Below are 16,664 nucleotides of genomic sequence, written 5' to 3' on the forward strand. Positions count from 1 at the left end.
CCGTTGCCTTTTTACCTAATGACTCTCCTTTAGATTTACTTTATAAATAGCCTCTAATTTCTAGAGATATCTATTAATAAAGTTTAAGGGAATTAAACCCCATCTCAAACTAAAACAAAGCCTGCATAGACAGGCTTTGTTTTAGTAGCACCAGACTATAAGTCTGTGGGCGCTTTCAAATTTTTACAAGAATTAAATGACTAATTTCAATCAACTGCCTTCTTTACTGCATTGCCTGCATCATCAGCTGTACGCCGAACATTTCTACCAGCATCCTCAGCCCCACGCTGAACATTTGTTGTCACATCTTCGGCAGCATTCTGGGTATTACCCTTAATATTTTCAATTCCTCGCTGAGTTCCCTTAACAACACCTTTGCGAACTTCTTCAGCTGAACTGCCGATATCTTCACCCAAGTTTTTCACTCTTTCACCAAAAGGTGTACCTTGTTTGTAATTTTCGCCATACTGCTCTGGGCTGTCAATTCCCTTGCGGTCAATATTTTTTTGAGCATTTTTCGCTAGCGCATCAGCTCTGTCATTCGCTGCTTTCTCGTCTAAACTCCCTCTGGGTTCTACATCACTAAAGTTATTAATTCCACCAGCAGGAGAAGAGAGAGGATAATCTTTTGTGGGATCGTATCGTTTGGTATAAGCTGGTTGATCGTCAGGCTGTGGCGGCTGTGTTGCTACTCCTGGGGCACCACAAGCTTGTGTCAAAAATAAGAATATCCCTGCCAAAAAAACTGTTAAAACTTTTAAGGGACGAATATTTTTCAGCCAAGTCATTGCTTTTTTCATACTTCTAAGTCCTTGCTTTTTTGTGACTAAGTTAAACTTCAACCAAGATGGCATTTGCAATCTATTTCAAATCTCAGACATTGAGACAAGATAAAGGTTCTATTTGCCTAGTGCGGGATTTTTTTGTGATTCCGGTCTAGCACCTGCTTCATCTGCTTTATCTTTCAAAAAGCCGGAAGCTTCTTCAATAGCGCCTTTTACAGTATCAAGCCGATCTTTAACCCGATCTCCTACATTTGATTCATTCTGAATTAAACCACCGGGTTCAGGCTGGCGGAAGTCCTTATCTGTAATCAATGGCAGTTCTGCTTCTTTCTGGATTCGACCTGCAGGTGTCTCGCCCCCAGGATAAAGTATTTCAGATTCTCTATTTGTAGCAATCAACAATTGCGAACTTGGTTGTAAGCTAGCTTGGTCGCGTCCCTGATTGGCTTTTGGGTTCGCTATTTTCGGATCGTTAGACATTCTGTAGTTGCTATACTTGTCTCCACCATTCTTATAAGGGTTGTTTGCTCCACCAGCTTGTACAGCAGGATTTTGTGGATTTGCACCTTGAGCATTTGCCCCACTACAAGCAGTGCTAACTATCAACAATAGTCCAGCTAAAAAGATAGTTAATATCTGGCGCAATCTTATTTTTTTCAAGAATAGTCTCACTGTGTTCACGTAGTCCTCCTTACCAAAATATTAATAAGTTAAGCTTTTGCTGAATCATTGGAGTGGTCAGCAAGTTATTGTGCTTGTTTTGGTTCGCTCAGTTTCGATAACCTCTATTTCAGGATATGAATAATAAAATGCTCTTTACCTCTAGCGCAGGCTACATTTTAATAAGTACAAAAATAATATTTTTATCTAACTCTAGAGAGATATAAAATAAAGTAATATGCTTTCGTAAAAAGAACTACATCAAGCTGTTTGATACTTCAAAAGGTTTGGATATATACCTGATACGCCATAAGATTTGAGGTATTCAGCCCTTGTTGCTTTCAACGTTAAATAACTAAATTCATGAAGCAATTTCTACGCTGGATAATTTTGGGGGGGACACTGTTCTTTTTAGGAAAAGCTCTGAAGGATAATTGGATTGAGGTGACAGCTATCCGCATTGATGGGGTAGGATGGGCAATTATGGCGATCGCTACAGGGGTAACTTTACTAGCTCATACTTGGGCAGGCTGGATCTGGACTTGGATTTTGCAAGAGTTAAATCAACCTGTATCATCTCCTCAATTCATCCAAGTTTACTTAAAAACGAACATCGCTAAGTATTTACCAGGTAATATCTGGCATCACTACGGGCGAATTGTTGCTGCCAAAAATGCCAATATTCCTACAGGTGCAGCCACCTTAAGCGTTTTGCTAGAACCCCTACTCATGTTAGCGGCTGCTTTAATCATCATTGTCCTATGCAGTAGCCAGTTCGCAGCAGCTAATACTACCCTTGTTATACAAATACTACAATTTCTCAGTTTAGCTGTAGTCCTTGGTGCGATTCATCCCTGGTTTCTGAACGCCGTTATTCGCTTTTTGTACAAATTAAAAGCAAAAAAGTCTGCTGCTTCGACTCAACCAGCTGTTCCCTTCAATGTTAAAAGCTATCCCCTGCGGCCTTTGTTAGGAGAAGTGGGCTTTATGGGACTACGCGCCACTGGGTTTATACTAACTATGTTCGCCTTGGGTTCGTTGAATGCGAATCAAATTCCTTTGTTGTTAGGGGCTTTCAGTTGCGCTTGGTTGTTAGGGTTTGTGATACCGGGTGCGCCTGGTGGGTTAGGTGTCTTTGAAGCGACTGCGTATGAACTTTTACGACACCACTTTCCATCTGCTTTAGTATTTAGTGCGATCGCTCTATATCGTCTCATTAGTATTCTAGCTGAAACTGCGGGTGCTGCCCTCGCTTGGTTAGATGAACGCCTTGCAAAATCATGAATCAGGTAAAACTCATTTTTGTCTATCTACCTTCATCTGTGAAAACACACGATAACCATCCAGATTTAACTGCTGATTACTGCTTTGTTCTTCTTGCATCCTAATCAAGTTATATTCTACATTTTCTGCATAAATGGCGAACGTAATATTAAAGATTTCGATAAAATGTATTACCCCTTTGCATTCCTCTTCGGAATAGTTTTCGTAAAAACGAATCAAATGAGCAATCCGAGTTTCTAAATGTCTCCGGGAATTTTTACAAATCAAAATAATCTTTAATAATATAATTACCAAGGTTAGAGCATTACCTTGGTTAATTAATAAAATAAATAATTGCGAAGGCTCTTTAGAATTTTCTGTTGTAAAGTAATCAATCACTCGATTACAGGTTCTCAAGAAAAATTCTTTAGTGATAATTTCTTGATCATAATCCGTTTTCCATAATGATAAACTATGTGTAAACTGCTGCCGCCAAATTTCGACTGATTCTTGATTTTCTACAGAAAAAAACAGATATTTTTCTAGGTTAATTTTAAATTCTTTCAAAGTTTGATTTTCAGTTTGCTTGATAAATATATGGGCAATATTATCATGACTAAATACGCCTCTTTTTAAGACAATTGCTTTTATTAAGCGCAGAGCTTGGTCTCCCAAAATACTAGGATTTTTATAGCGTGTTGTGCTTGAGACAGTAGATTGCGAACGAGCAATATACATTGCTAGTTCAAACTTAAATTTGTCTTTTATCTGTTTAGAAAGCCTTCTAGCAGCCTCTTGTTGCTCTTTAGGGTTCTTATTATTAACAGATTGATCGATCAATAAATAGGAAGTGTAGCGATTAGCCCAATGACCTTTAGATGATTCTTCATATTTAGTAGCAAATAGTTTCAGATCCTTGTAGTCTTTGCTGTTGGCAAAATTCTCTAACCAGATTTTACAAGTTTTTACTACTGGAGAGTTATTGTCCTTAACTTTTAGATTTTTATTAACAAATAAATTAACTAATTCTTGGATATATTTGTCTTTTCGGTTAGTTTTCCAATTATTAACTATGATGTAGCAGCATCGCTTAAGTGTATTATAGAATTCCTGTTCATGCTCATCTAAAAAAACACTATATATTCCAGGTATATAATCAGCATATTCGGAATCAAGACCGTCTATAAATAAACCTTTAAATTCTCGTAAAACATCCTCTGGTGGCAATTTATTGACAATTTCCACAAAGAAGCTATAAACCTCATCTTGGGCAGATTGCACATCTAGTTGGCTAGAGTTAGACGTAACACAATAGGGATTTTCCTGACTAATTGATAAACGATTAGTGGTCATTTCAGTTATCAGGACAAAAAGGCTTCCTGTTCATATTATTACCAGCTTAACCTTGGTGAACAAGAGCATCAATCTATTCTTCAGAGATTCAGCCATCTTTTTACACAAATTTGATTAACTAGGACTATAAATAAAGTATTAAAGAGAATTTGTTCAATACTTCATCAAATAGTTAAGTAAAATTACTTACTTTTAACCAGAAAAGACCATAAATACAAAATATATGGGCGAGTTAATCTTTAATTAGATATAACCCGCCCATAGAGTCCCAAAACCAGAGCTTGTGCAGTGTGCGGATGAAAAAGAAGAGGCAAAGCATATTGCTAGCTAGGCAAAAGAATTGATTCAAGATGGGTTTGCTTCCCACGAAATCTGTGTAACACCTTACAAACCAGCAATTCGCACAGCACTAGAAGCAGAGGATATTTAAACTTTTGAACTCAAGCCCAGAGAAGAAGATCCAGGCCCAGAAGAGTCAGGAGTTCGCATGGGGACAATGAAGCGAATTAAGGGATTGGAATTTCGAGCGATCGCAATGGGCTGTAGCAATGAATCTGATGCAATAAATAATCAGAACTAGTTGAATGCTGCGAGCGATATGTTGCTGCTACACGCGCTAGGGAACGTCTTCTAGTTTGTTGGAAACGATTTCTGGCAAGATGAGGACATCTTGAGGAGATCATATTGAACTAGCAGTCTCCCTAGCAGTTTCTCGCAGCCGCTCCACATCGCGCATCGGTGGTGCACCAAAGAGCCGTTTGTACTTCCGATTGAAGTGCGAGGCATCGTCGTACCCCACTCGGTAGGCAGCACTGCTAGCGTCAAGGCTTTCCCCCAGCATCAGACGGCGAGCCTCCTGAAGCCGCAGTTGCTTCTGGAACTGCAAGGGACTCATTGCAGTGACAGACTTGAAGTGATGGTGAAAACCCGAAACACTCATTCCCATCTCTCGTGCGATGCTTTCAATCCGCAGTGGCTCCTTAAAGTCTTTACGAAGCCGCGCGACGGCAAGAGCGATGTGGTGGGTGTAGCCACCTAGAACGGCAATCTGGCGGAGCCGATTACCTTGCTCTCCTATCAGGAGTCGGTAAATGATTTCCCGCTTAATCAGTGGTGCGAGAACATGAGCCTCAGCCGGGGAATCTAAAAGCCTGACGAGTCGGACTACAGCGTCCAATAGATTTGCATCTAACGGACTTACGTCAATCGCTTTCACATCAGCACGGTTGCGTGATGAGGCATACCCTGCCTCGACCATTACTGAACCGACAAGGGTAGGGTCGAGATCAAAGCGAAGGCTAAGGTACGGTTGCTCCTTAGACGCTTCTAGAATTTGGCTGACAACAGGTAGTTCAGCCGTCGCCAGTAGATAACGCATTGGGTCGTACTGATAGCGATCGCTGCCCAGAAGCACTTCTTTGCTGCCCTGAGCGATCGCACAAAAGGCAGGGATAGAGACACTATGAACGCATTCCGAAGGTGAAGAGGAGCGGTTGAAGTGCAATCCTTTGAGCGGCTCAATCGTCCCATCATGACGAATAGCCTGGGCAATCCGTTCACTCAGTTCGCCTCTGTTAGCTTGCACTCTGTCTGCCTCGCGTTTTGCCTGCGAGTGGTTCATTAAATTGATATCGGACTTTTCACTCGTTTTGGCAGCGTTCATTTCTAAGTTTGCAGGATTGTACAACAATCTTAGACGATCGTTTTATTACTTGTCCTCCAAAATGCCTAAGATGAAGCTAAAGCAATGAAAAACGATTCCGGCTTCTTGCAAGCATTCTAGATTTTTATTTAAGAGAAAACTCAGTTTTGATTGGGTAAGGGACTCACCTACTGACAACCCAAATGGCATCAAGGCTAACCTTGCTGCTTAAAAAATCCATCCCTATCGATAGAGAAGTGATAAATGCTCAATCTCTACGATTGGGACAGCCACCGAAATGGCATCAAGTGAAGGAATTAAGGAAATGGACATCAAAACAAGTGGCTCACAGCCTTCCGCCAAAGGATCGGCTGAGTATTTTATCGGCACTGTCCGCATGGCTTTGCTCGGACGCGGCTGCCTTCGTCGTCGGGCACGCCCTAGTCATCGATGGCGGTCAAACGGTGCAGTGATGTTCGTCGCCAACCCGATCGAACCCTAAACGCACGATAACAAAACATTGTCGCGATCGCTACCTTCACCACCAACGGCGATGACTCATATCGCCACTCAGGAAGTACTCGACGGCAAGCCCGTGGACTGAATGGAAAAGGCCAGCGACGAATAATAAGTAATCGGACAGATTCAAGACCGAGTAGAAAAAAACCAGCTTATCTTCCAGATTAGAGCATCATATGTACAACACCAAAGCTTACTCCGCAGTCAGTGCAACTGCACCGCTCGCTTCCGACACGATCGCGCGGCGCGATCTAACTGAACACGATGTACAGATCGAAATCCTCTTCTGCGGCATCTGTCACTCCGACCTCCATTCAGTGCGGAACGAGTGGGGCGGCACGGTCTACCCGATCGTTCCCGGTCATGAGATCGTGGGTCGTGTCACGGAGGTTGGCTCGGCAGTTACGAAGTACAAACCCGGCGATCTGGCGGCGATCGGCTGTATGGTTGATTCGGATTTGACCTGCCCCCATTGCAAGGCTGGACTTGAGCAGTTTTGCCAAAATGTGATCCTTACCTACAACTCCCCAGACAAGCACCTGGGAGGAGTCACTTATGGCGGCTACTCCAATAGCATTGTCGCCGATGAACGTTTCGTTCTGCGCGTCCCAGACAATCTCGACCTGGCTGGAGTTGCACCACTCGTTTGCGCTGGGATTACAACCTATTCACCCTTGCGCCACTGGAGAGTTACCGAGGGCAAAAAGGTTGGTGTGGTTGGTCTTGGTGGGCTGGGTCACATGGCTGTGAAATTCGCCCATGCATTTGGTGCTCATGTCGTTGTCTTCACCACCTCGCCTGACAAGACGGAAGACGCGCTTCGCCTCGGTGCTGATGAAGTGGTCGTCTCCCGCAATGCCGACGAAATGCAGAAGCACGCGGGCAGCTTCAATTTCATCCTTGACACCGTTTCCGCCAAACACGACATCAATGCCTACCTCAACCTGCTTTGCCTCGATGGCAACATCACGCTGGTTGGCGCACCTGAAAAGCCCCTGGATGTTGCAGCATTTAGCCTGATCGTGGCTCGTCGCAGTCTCTCTGGCTCTAGCATCGGTGGCATTGCCGAAACCCAGGAGATGCTCGACTTTTGCGGTCAGCACAACATCACTGCGGATGTTGAAGTGATTCCCATCCAGAAGATCAACGAAGCCTACGATCGCCTGCTCAAGTCTGATGTGAAGTACCGCTTCGTGATTGATATGGCATCCCTAAAATCTGAATAACCGAGCGGAATCTCGAAGGAGTACCAATGCAAAAGCGCAAACTTGGAAACAGCAATCTGGAAGTCTCAGCGATTGGCCTGGGCTGCATGGGTATGAGCTTTTCTTATGGCCCACCCAAAGACACACAGGAAATGACCGCTCTGCTTCGAGCCGCCGTCGAACGTGGTGTGACATTTTTTGACACCGCCGAGGTCTACGGCCCGTTCCTAAACGAAGAACTGGTGGGTGAAGCCCTAGCTCCCTTCCGCAACCAAGTGGTCATCGCCACCAAATTCGGGTTCGACATCAGTCCGAATTCTGATCCCCGTGGCATGAAGGGTTCACCCGGATTGAATAGCCGACCGGAGCATATTAAGGAAGCCGTGGAGGGTTCGCTCAAGCGACTCAAAGTGGAAGCGATTGACCTCCTCTATCAGCACCGCGTTGACCCGAACGTGCCGATCGAAGATGTGGCGGGAGCGGTGAAGGAACTGATTCAGTCAGGTAAGGTGAAGCACTTCGGTCTTTCTGAAGCGGGAGTGCAAACGATTCGCCGCGCACACGCGGTTCAGCCAGTCACGGCTCTCCAGAGCGAATACTCGCTGTGGTGGAGAAAGCCTGAAGCGGAAGTGATACCGACCCTTGAGCAACTTGGCATCGGCTTTGTCCCCTATAGCCCTTTGGGCAAGGGCTTTCTCACGGGCAAGATCGACGAAAACGCGACCTTTGATAGCTCTGACTTCCGCAGCACCCTGCCTCGGTTCACGCCGGATGCACTCAAGGCGAATCAAGCCCTGATTGATCTGCTTGGCAGTATTGCACAACAGAAGCAGGTGACGCCCGCTCAGATCGCCCTTGCCTGGTTGCTGGCTCAGAAGCCGTGGATCGTACCCATTCCAGGCACCACCAAGCTGCATCGCTTGGATGAAAACATTGGGGCAGCCTTCGTCGAACTCACAGCTGCTGATCTTTACGAAATCGATGATGCCGCCGCCAAGATCGCGGTGCAAGGAGCGCGGTATCCCGAAAAGTTGGAGCAAATGACGGGTCGCTAAGTCCAATTGTAGTCTCTGGGTCTGGCATAACCGCCCCTTAAACCAGATCCAAATCTGCGATCAGATGACAGAGATCAACCCCGAACCATAACAGAGATGTTTGGGCACGTCCTGAGCTATCAAAGCGCGATCGCAGCCTGGCAACTGTCAGTGCGCTAATTGCCTTGAACCGTCCCGACCAGCTTCGCTCTCACTTCGCCCTAGCGCGCCAAAACGGTGTAACGCAGGAGGAGTTGATCGAGACCATTACCCACCTGGCGTTTTACGCGGGCTGGCCGAACGCAGTAACCGCGATTTCTGTGGCAAAGGAAGTCTTCGAGAACAAATGATGCCCAAGCGCCTTCGCTTGTGCACCTTCGATGGATGCAGACCCTTAAAATAGTCGGCGCGAAAAACAAATACTTGTCCAGGGCTTGTTCTTTGAATGTTGCAAGGAGAATCATGGATGATAATCAAGAACAGAAAGATTTGAGTAGGGACGAAGAAACACTGCTCGACGAACTCGGTATTGTCGGTGCTGCTCGCCGCAAATTCTTGGGGCAAAGTATGGCTGCGGCACTCGGCACCTTCGCCTTCCACCTGCTGGCTAAAGAGGAGGTCTTTGCCACACTTGCCGCTTCGCCCGACGCCGTGTTCGCCCCGACTGCTGGCGTTGAAAACGCTGTTAAGGTTCTTTTGAAAATCAACGGCTCGACTCAACGCCTGGAAGTGGATTCGCGCACGGCGCTGCTCGATGTCCTGCGCGAAAGACTTGGATTGACCGGCACTAAAAAAGGGTGCGATCAAGGACAGTGCGGCGCTTGTACGGTGATCGTTGACGGTCGCCGCGTACTTTCGTGTCTGACACTTACCGCGAGCTGCGAGGGGAAAGAGGTGACGACCATCGAAGGGCTAGCTGACGGCGATAATCTTCATCCGATGCAGGCGGCGTTCATCAAACACGACGGCTTCCAGTGCGGCTACTGCACGCCGGGGCAGATATGTTCGGCGGTGGCGCTTCTGGAGGAAGCCAAAAACGGTGACGCGAGTCACGTGACTAACAATTTGCGAACGAGCGCCCAGAATTTAAGACTCTCTGATGAAGAAATCAGAGAACGCATGAGCGGCAACATTTGCCGTTGCGGTGCGTATCCGGGAATCGTTGCGGCAATCAGAGAAGTTCATTCCGGGCGCGAAACAGCCCAGACTTGGCATTTCGCGAGTGATGAAGAAATTGCCGTGGCCTTAAATCAAGAGGGCAAAGCCGATGAAATCGTTTAAATATTCCAGCGCAACCGACGCAGCAAGCGCCGTTAGCACTGTTTCCGCTAATCAAACAGCAAAGTTTCTGGCAGGCGGGACAAATCTGGTTGATTTGATGAAAGAATACGTCGAGCGTCCCAGCGAACTTGTTGACATCTCACGTTTGAATCTGGCACAGATTAGATCGACCTCGAACGGAATTTCTATCGGCGCGTTAGCCAAAAATACTGATACGGCTAACCATGCACTCGTCCGCCAAAATTACCCGCTGCTGTCAATGGCGATTTTAGCCGGTGCCTCCGCGCAGCTTCGTAATATGGCGACCAACGGAGGAAACTTGATGCAGCGCACCCGTTGCCAGTATTTTTACGACATCGCTATGCCGTGCAACAAACGCGAGCCTGGCAGCGGATGCGGAGCGCTTCAGGGGCTTAATCGCATTCATGCCATTTTTGGCTACAGCGATAAATGTGTAGCGACTTACCCAGGCGATATGGCGAATGCGCTTTATGCACTTGATGCAGTAGTGAGGATTCGCGGCACGAATGGGCAAGAACGCACAATCCCGATCCAAGATTTTCATCGCTTGCCGGGCAACACGCCGGAGAAAGATAACAATCTTGGGCACGGCGAATTGATCGTTGGCATCGAAATGCCGAAGAATAACTTCGCCAACAAGTCTTATTACCTAAAAGTTCGCGATCGCGCTTCCTATGCTTTCGCACTGCTTGCCGTGGCTACTGCTTTAGAAACAAGAGGCAACAACATCAAACAGGCACGCGTTGTTTTGGGAAGTGTGGCGCATAAGCCCTGGCGTTCACCCGAAGCGGAAAGAGTTCTGATCGGAAAACCTGCGACTGAAGAAACTTTTCGGGCTGCTGCTGAAGCGGCTCTCAAAGATGCGAAACCGCTCGAACATAACGGTTATAAAGTCGAACTGGGCAAACGCGCCATTGCTCTGGCTTTGCAGCGAGCGATGACGGGTGGTGCGGCGTAATTAGAGAGGATAAAAGAAATGGCAAGATACATCGGAAAAGAAATGAGCCGCGTGGACGGCATCGCAAAAGTTACGGGCAAAGCTAAATACGCTGCGGAATTCAAGGTTCCCAATCTTGCTTACGGTTTTATTGTGACGAGCAGTATCGGCAAAGGCACGATCAGATCAATTGATACGACCCAAGCGAGCCGTGCGCCTGGCGTGATTCACATCCTCACCCACGAAAATTACCCGAAACCTACGCCGTCGGCTGCTCCGGAACTCAAGCCGGAGACTAACACGGATGTGCCTGATAAATCGTTTCGCGCGCTGCAATCGAATCAGATTTTCTTTAATATGCAGCCGATCGCGCTCGTGCTGGCTGAAACATTCGAGCAGGCGCGTTATGCTGCGCGCCTCGTAAAGTCGACTTACAACGAAGAAAAGTCGATGACCGATCTGGAGAGTTCGTTGGACAAGGCTGTTGCTATTGATCCGCAGCGTGCTGCCAGTCCACGGGGTGCCGTAAAACCGCGTGGAAATCCCGCGCAGGCTTTTCAATCTGCGCCCGTCAAAATCGAAGCCGAATACACGATTCCCATCGAACATCACAACCCGATGGAGCCGCACGCTGCGATCGCTTTCTGGGAAAACGATAAGCTGACGATCTTCGATAAAACGCAGGGCGTTTATGTCGTTCGCCAGCATTTAGCGACGAGCTTTAATATGCCTGTTGAAAACGTGCAGGTGATTTCGCCGTTCGTCGGCGGAGCGTTCGGCTCATCTCTAAGACCGAATTATTACCCAGCGCTGACGGCGATGGCGGCGCGCGTCATCAAGCGTCCCGTGAAAGTGGTTTATACCAGGCAGCAGATGTATACGGGACACGGCTATCGCCCGCATACCTGGCAGAAAATTTCGCTTGGGGCCGAAAGCAATGGAAAGCTCACGGCAATCATTCACGACTCAAAGAATAATTCCTCAACTTTCCAAGATTGGGTAGAAAATACTACGGAATTTCCGCGCACGCTTTATGCTTGTCCAAATGCAGATACGCCGCAAAGAATCGTGAGAACCGACTTGCCAACTCCTGCCTCGATGCGCGCTCCGGGTGCTGTTTCGGGAATGTTTGCGCTCGAATGCGCGATGGATGAGCTGGCTTACGCGCTCAAAATAGACCCACTCGAATTACGGCTGATAAACTACACCGAAGTCGATCCAGATAGTGGGAAACCATACTCAAGCAAGGCTCTGCGCGAATGTTACCGACTCGGCGCACAAAAGTTCGGCTGGAAAAATCGCAAATTTGAGCCGCGTTCGATGCGGGACGGACGATTTCTGGTCGGATGGGGAATGGCGACCGGAGTTTGGGGCGCGTGGCAGCGACCGGCATCGGCGAAAATCACTTTGAAGTCCGACGGCACCGCGCACGTCGCGAGCGCTACGGCGGACATCGGACCGGGAACTTACACGGTGATGACGTTGATCGCCGCCGAATACCTCGGTTTGCCCGCCGAAAAGGTCAAGTTTGAACTTGGGGACACGAAATTCCCGGAAGCGCCGGTGCAGGGCGGTTCATTTACCACAGCGAGCGTCGGCACAGCGATTTACGAATCGGCACAAAACATCAGACGGAAGCTGCTAGAGTTGGCTAACAAAGATGCGGCTTCGCCTTTCAAGATGGCAAAAATCGCAGATGTCGAGATGCTCAATGGAAAGCTGCAAATCAAAAACAATTCGTCGCAATCGGTAGATATTTCCGAGTTAATGCGGCGGAACAATCTGACCGAATTGGTTGATGTCCACCAAGCCAAACCTTCGCCGGAAAGAGAAAAATACGCGACCGGCGCACATGGCGCGCAATTTGTGGAAGTCAAAGTTGACCCGGATGTGGGGACTGTCCACGTCACGCGCGCAATTGAAGTGACCGCCTGCGGCAAGATCATGAATCCGAAAACTTCGCACAGTCAGGAAATCGGCGGCGTTGTGTGGGGCATTGGTATGGCGCTGCAAGAGGCGACTGAAATCGACCATCGTTACGGGCGGATCATGAACCCGAATTTGCAGCATTATCACGTGCCGGTTAATGCCGATATCTTGGAGATCGAAACGATATTCGTTGAGGAGGACGATAAAATCGTCAATCCGCTCGGTGTTAAAGGCATGGGCGAACTCGGCATGGTCGGCATCCCGGCAGCGATCGCCAACGCCGTCTTCCATGCCACAGGCAAGCGCATCAGGGAGTTGCCGATTACGCCAGAGAAGCTGCTGTGAGTGAGGTCATTTGATGAACGAAGTGTGAGCGGTACTCGAAGCGTTTGATGCAGCGAACGTCAGGGGGAACGGTGCGCGCTGGCAACGGCTCATTGCAAAAATTATCGAATCCTGTACAGTGACTAATTATTTGTTATTGTGACAAATAATTAGTCACTGTACAAAAGTCACATACCAAGCCTTTCGGTATTTTAAATTTTTAGTGGGGGTGGAGGGACTTGAACCCACACGACCTTTTACGGTCAACGGATTTTCATTCTCCCGCAGTTTTCACTGCTATCTGACGACAATAGTAAGCTCAGATTTTGAGAATTGGACTCTCCCTTTACCCTCGACTTAACGTTAGGGTAGCTCCCGTCGGGTCTCTGCACCTTCCGAACAGTTATGAGTTAGGAGTTAGGAGTTAAGAGTTTTAAATTTACTCAGCACTCAGCACTCATGACTCAGGACTTTCTTCGGCTTGGCTCAGGATTGCCATGTCTGTCACCAGATTTAGGTTTCCCTGAGTTTGAGAGCTTCCACTTGAGGGATTTCTCCTTCAAGGCTCAATTATTTAAGTCCGTAGCGTCTACCATTCCGCCACACCCCCAAAGGTGTTTGGCAACTAGTATAACTAGTTATTTTTTAGAGGTAGCAAATACCTCCTTATCTATTCCACCATCAATTGTGTCTTTTGTCCAACTAGATTGAAAATATTTTTTCCAGATTGTGCGATCGCTTCAGAGATTTGGAAGTTTTCTTAGTTCTCTCGTAATCATCTGGATGAGTTTTCGATTTTGTCTGACTAGAGCTTTGTTTGCTAGTGGATTCACATAATAGCATGATATTAGCTTTTGTCATGATATCCGTTGAATCGCCCACCGTAAAAGTACTCCAGCCTGCCAAAGCTGCACCTCCCCGTTAGCGGTTTCGAGGAATTCTGACGCAGTTATGTTGAAAGCATTATGACTATACTTCTCTGAGTCTGTCTCTTCAGCCTATGATGGAAAACAGATGCTTAAGACTTGAAAGTTATGATTGTCGCCCTGCTATATCTGATTTTGGCTGGAGCTTACCTTTTGGTAATCCCCATTGCTGTTTTGCTGTACCTGAAGCAGCGTTGGTATGTAGCTAGCTCTATTGAGCGTGTCTTTATGTACTTTTTGGTGTTTTTCTTCTTTCCGGGTCTGTTGGTTCTATCGCCGTTTGTAAATTTCCGACCCCAACGGCGACAAGTTCAAGTTTAACGAGATTGGTAGGTCATAACTCTCATGCGACGGATTGACGCGATTGGAATTGGCTTGGGTGTTTTTATTGCCGGCGGCTTGGCATACTTAGGATTGCAGCTAATCGGCTTGGATAATCAAAAAGCTGGTATATGGAGCCAAGTCTTGCTAGTCAGTGCCTTAGTTGGCTGGTTAGCCACCTATTTTTTCCGTGCGGTGGGACAAAAAATGACCTACCACCAACAGCGGGAACAGTATGAGCAAGACTTTCTGCAAAAGCGGCTAGACGAGCTTACTCCCGAAGAACTAGCACGAATTCAAGCCGAAATAGAACAAGAAAAGCAATCTCAGGTGTAAAGTTATCATTGGTCAGTTGTTATTTGTCCTTTGTCATTAGTCATTTGTCCTTTACTAATGACCAATGACCAATGACCAATGACCAATGACCAATGACTATTTACTAAATGACTGCGATTTCTGATTGCTTTAAAACCCTTGGGCACAATGGTGAGTGCGCTCTGATTCCGTTTATCACTGCTGGCGATCCAGATTTAGAAACAACTGCAAAAGCCTTGCAGGTTCTAGATCGTAGTGGAGCCGACATTATTGAACTGGGCATACCCTATTCCGATCCTCTAGCTGATGGGCCAGTCATTCAAGCTGCTGCTACCCGCGCCCTGCAAAGGGGAACAAAATTGGAGCAGGTGCTAGAAATGCTGCAAGGGATTACTCCCAAATTGCGATCGCCCATTGTTCTGTTGATCTATTACAACTCAATTTTGCACCGGGGAATTGAAAAATTTCTTGGGCAAATTGCAGCTGCCGGGGTTGCAGGATTGGTAATACCTGACTTGCCCTTAGAAGAAGCAGCAGGCTTGCTCCAAGCAGCTAGTGAGAAGGGAATTGACGTAATCTTGTTGATCGCTCCCACCAGTTCTGCTGAACGGATCGAAGCGATCGCTCGTTCATCCCTTGGATTTATTTATTTAGTCAGCGTGACTGGGGTAACAGGGGTGCGATCGCAACTGGAAAACCGCGTGTCCGATTTACTCCAACAGATTCGTAGTGTTACTGATAAACCCATTGGGGTAGGTTTTGGTATCTCCGAAGCTGCACAAGCTTGTCAGGTAAAGGAATGGGGCGCAGATGCAGCGATCGTAGGTAGCGCTTTTGTGAAACGGTTAGCAGAAGGTACACCAGACCAGGGACTTTCGGCGATCGCCCAATTTTGCCAAAGTCTCAAGGCAGCCATCAAGACGACCAACACCAGCACAAATACTTCTCTTGATTAGAAGGAGAAAGTAGATTAAAAAAGTATAACAGTGTAGTTTTTCTATCCTTACTTGGTAGACAATTTGACCATTATGGTCTTGAATATTAACATCAGATATGATCGTGTAAAAAAACTAGCTGATAGAGTCGCTTATAGTTTGAGTATTATGTGAAATTAAGTAGGCATAATTTATGAGTGTGAGAGTGAGTCAGTCACAAATGATTATAGTTACGTCGCAATCAAGGAGCAAAGGCGATGAGTGAGAGTATGGCGTTTATCGGCGGGGTTGCCGTAGCTGGGCTGGCGGCTCTCGTATTGCTCAAAGGAACAAATACCCCTCTACAACCTAACTTTGCTGTTGCTCCACAAATGCCAGGTGTAGTAGCGCCCCAAGGAATGCAGCCACAAATGTATCCTTACGGTCCTTATGGGCAACCAATGTATCCTGGTCAGGTTCAGCCACCGACTGGTACTACTAATAATGACCAGCGCCTAGAGATGGAGAAGCTGAACACGCAGATGCAACTGGAGCGTTTAAAAAACGACAATGAACAGCTAAAGTTGCAAAATCAACAACTCCAGGGCCAAGTTCAAAATTTCAATACTCAGCAGCAGTGGCAATTAGCCCAGCAAAATAACCAACCAAAATCAGCAGCAACATTCCAGCCGCAAAATAATTGGTGGTCTTCACCCGTGCTTTGGGCTGTGGGAGGCGCAACTCTTACTATTGGTGGTGGTGTTGTTGTGGCTGGGGTATTGGCTTTGTTCTCACCACGGCAGCGTCCAGCCCGTACTGTACAAGTTATTCACCCTTACCAAGGAAATACGCCGCCGTTGGTTCCAGTCCGTCGTGCTGAGTTTCTGCCTGCTTCGCGGATGGAAGCAAGACGAGTTGAAGCTCAAGAATACGACGAAATGCACGGATAGGAAAAATAAAATCATAGATAAATACCGTTTCCAGATTATACGTGGAAACGATTTTTATTGGGCTGCTGCGAATTCGGGAGGCAGCAGTCCTGATTTAATGTGAGTTCGACGAGTGCTATTTTGACCTCTCCCTAGCCCCTCTCCTTGTAGGCTACGGTGTACACACAAGTCCTTCTCACCCCCTCTAACTCCCCCTTGGTAAGGGGGAGAACCGGATTTCCCCCCTTACCAAGGCAGGGCTGTTTCATTCCATAAGGAAAAGAAGTTTGTCAATATCATTAGAGA

General features: G+C 46.9%; 16 protein-coding genes and 1 pseudogene. 11 read left to right on the forward strand and 6 right to left on the reverse strand.

Annotation, left to right across the window (positions count from 1 at the left end):
• Positions 1-206 precede the first annotated feature (206 nt).
• The gene (locus RMY27_RS34135; RefSeq protein ID WP_322669235.1) at positions 207-800 is read right to left on the reverse strand and encodes a hypothetical protein; all 594 of its coding nucleotides are present in this window, start codon (positions 798-800) and stop codon (positions 207-209) included.
• 99 nt (positions 801-899) lie between these two features.
• On the reverse strand, positions 900-1,466 hold the full coding sequence (locus tag RMY27_RS34140) for a DUF6658 family protein (protein WP_322669236.1): 567 nt from the start codon (positions 1,464-1,466) through the stop codon (positions 900-902).
• Positions 1,467-1,808: 342 nt separating this feature from the next.
• Here RMY27_RS34140 and RMY27_RS34145 point away from each other — a divergent pair, with 342 nt between their 5' ends.
• The gene (locus RMY27_RS34145; protein WP_322669237.1) at positions 1,809-2,729 is read left to right on the forward strand and encodes a lysylphosphatidylglycerol synthase domain-containing protein; all 921 of its coding nucleotides are present in this window, start codon (positions 1,809-1,811) and stop codon (positions 2,727-2,729) included.
• Positions 2,730-2,741: 12 nt separating this feature from the next.
• Here the strand turns inward: RMY27_RS34145 and RMY27_RS34150 are convergent, their stop codons facing one another.
• The 3 genes from RMY27_RS34150 to RMY27_RS34160 all read right to left on the reverse strand — a co-directional run bounded on the left by RMY27_RS34150 (position 2,742) and on the right by RMY27_RS34160 (position 6,093).
• Positions 2,742-4,061, reverse strand: coding sequence for a hypothetical protein (locus RMY27_RS34150; protein ID WP_322669238.1), 1,320 nt, complete (start codon positions 4,059-4,061; stop codon positions 2,742-2,744).
• A 679-nt stretch (positions 4,062-4,740) separates the two neighbouring features.
• Positions 4,741-5,724, reverse strand: a complete 984-nt coding sequence (locus RMY27_RS34155) for an AraC family transcriptional regulator (protein WP_322669239.1) — start codon at positions 5,722-5,724, stop codon at positions 4,741-4,743.
• A gap of 222 nt (positions 5,725-5,946) precedes the next feature.
• A complete protein-coding gene (locus RMY27_RS34160) occupies positions 5,947-6,093 on the reverse strand; it encodes a hypothetical protein (protein WP_322669240.1) in 147 nt (48 codons plus the stop codon).
• A 305-nt stretch (positions 6,094-6,398) separates the two neighbouring features.
• On the opposite strand from RMY27_RS34160, the gene RMY27_RS34165 reads away from it, so the two are divergent.
• The 6 genes and pseudogenes from RMY27_RS34165 (at position 6,399) to RMY27_RS34185 (ending at position 12,974) form a co-directional block, all read left to right on the forward strand.
• Entirely contained in the window at positions 6,399-7,448 is a 1,050-nt protein-coding gene (locus tag RMY27_RS34165; RefSeq protein ID WP_322669241.1) for an NAD(P)-dependent alcohol dehydrogenase, read from the forward strand.
• A 26-nt stretch (positions 7,449-7,474) separates the two neighbouring features.
• A complete protein-coding gene (locus RMY27_RS34170) occupies positions 7,475-8,482 on the forward strand; it encodes an aldo/keto reductase (protein ID WP_322669242.1) in 1,008 nt (335 codons plus the stop codon).
• A gap of 101 nt (positions 8,483-8,583) precedes the next feature.
• Positions 8,584-8,811, forward strand: a pseudogene (locus tag RMY27_RS35690) (carboxymuconolactone decarboxylase family protein); the annotation flags it as partial.
• 112 nt (positions 8,812-8,923) lie between these two features.
• Positions 8,924-9,742, forward strand: a complete 819-nt coding sequence (locus tag RMY27_RS34175) for a 2Fe-2S iron-sulfur cluster-binding protein (RefSeq protein WP_322669243.1) — start codon at positions 8,924-8,926, stop codon at positions 9,740-9,742.
• Positions 9,729-10,721 carry a xanthine dehydrogenase family protein subunit M gene (locus RMY27_RS34180; RefSeq protein WP_322669244.1) on the forward strand — a complete coding sequence of 331 codons (993 nt, stop codon included), beginning with the start codon at positions 9,729-9,731 and terminating at the stop codon, positions 10,719-10,721. Before RMY27_RS34175 ends, RMY27_RS34180 begins: the two co-directional genes overlap by 14 nt.
• Positions 10,722-10,739: 18 nt before the next feature.
• Complete coding sequence (locus tag RMY27_RS34185) at positions 10,740-12,974, forward strand: xanthine dehydrogenase family protein molybdopterin-binding subunit (RefSeq protein WP_322669245.1); 2,235 nt, start codon at positions 10,740-10,742, stop codon at positions 12,972-12,974.
• 681 nt (positions 12,975-13,655) lie between these two features.
• On the opposite strand, the gene RMY27_RS34190 is transcribed toward RMY27_RS34185, so the two are convergent.
• On the reverse strand, positions 13,656-13,859 hold the full coding sequence (locus RMY27_RS34190) for a hypothetical protein (protein ID WP_322669246.1): 204 nt from the start codon (positions 13,857-13,859) through the stop codon (positions 13,656-13,658).
• A 128-nt stretch (positions 13,860-13,987) separates the two neighbouring features.
• Between RMY27_RS34190 and ndhL the strand changes: the two genes are divergently transcribed.
• The 4 genes from ndhL (at position 13,988) to RMY27_RS34210 (ending at position 16,379) form a co-directional block, all read left to right on the forward strand.
• Complete coding sequence (ndhL, locus tag RMY27_RS34195) at positions 13,988-14,200, forward strand: NAD(P)H-quinone oxidoreductase subunit L (protein ID WP_181930688.1); 213 nt, start codon at positions 13,988-13,990, stop codon at positions 14,198-14,200.
• A 24-nt stretch (positions 14,201-14,224) separates the two neighbouring features.
• The gene (locus tag RMY27_RS34200; protein ID WP_322669247.1) at positions 14,225-14,536 is read left to right on the forward strand and encodes a DUF3007 family protein; all 312 of its coding nucleotides are present in this window, start codon (positions 14,225-14,227) and stop codon (positions 14,534-14,536) included.
• Positions 14,537-14,643: 107 nt separating this feature from the next.
• Positions 14,644-15,471: a tryptophan synthase subunit alpha gene (trpA, locus tag RMY27_RS34205; RefSeq protein ID WP_322669248.1), complete on the forward strand. Its 828-nt coding sequence runs from the start codon at positions 14,644-14,646 to the stop codon at positions 15,469-15,471.
• 236 nt (positions 15,472-15,707) lie between these two features.
• Positions 15,708-16,379 carry a heterocyst differentiation related protein gene (locus RMY27_RS34210; RefSeq protein WP_322669249.1) on the forward strand — a complete coding sequence of 224 codons (672 nt, stop codon included), beginning with the start codon at positions 15,708-15,710 and terminating at the stop codon, positions 16,377-16,379.
• Positions 16,380-16,664 lie beyond the last annotated feature (285 nt).

Origin of the sequence: Nostoc sp. DedQUE09 (assembly GCF_034530915.1) — a bacterium.
Lineage (GTDB): Bacteria > Cyanobacteriota > Cyanobacteriia > Cyanobacteriales > Nostocaceae > Nostoc.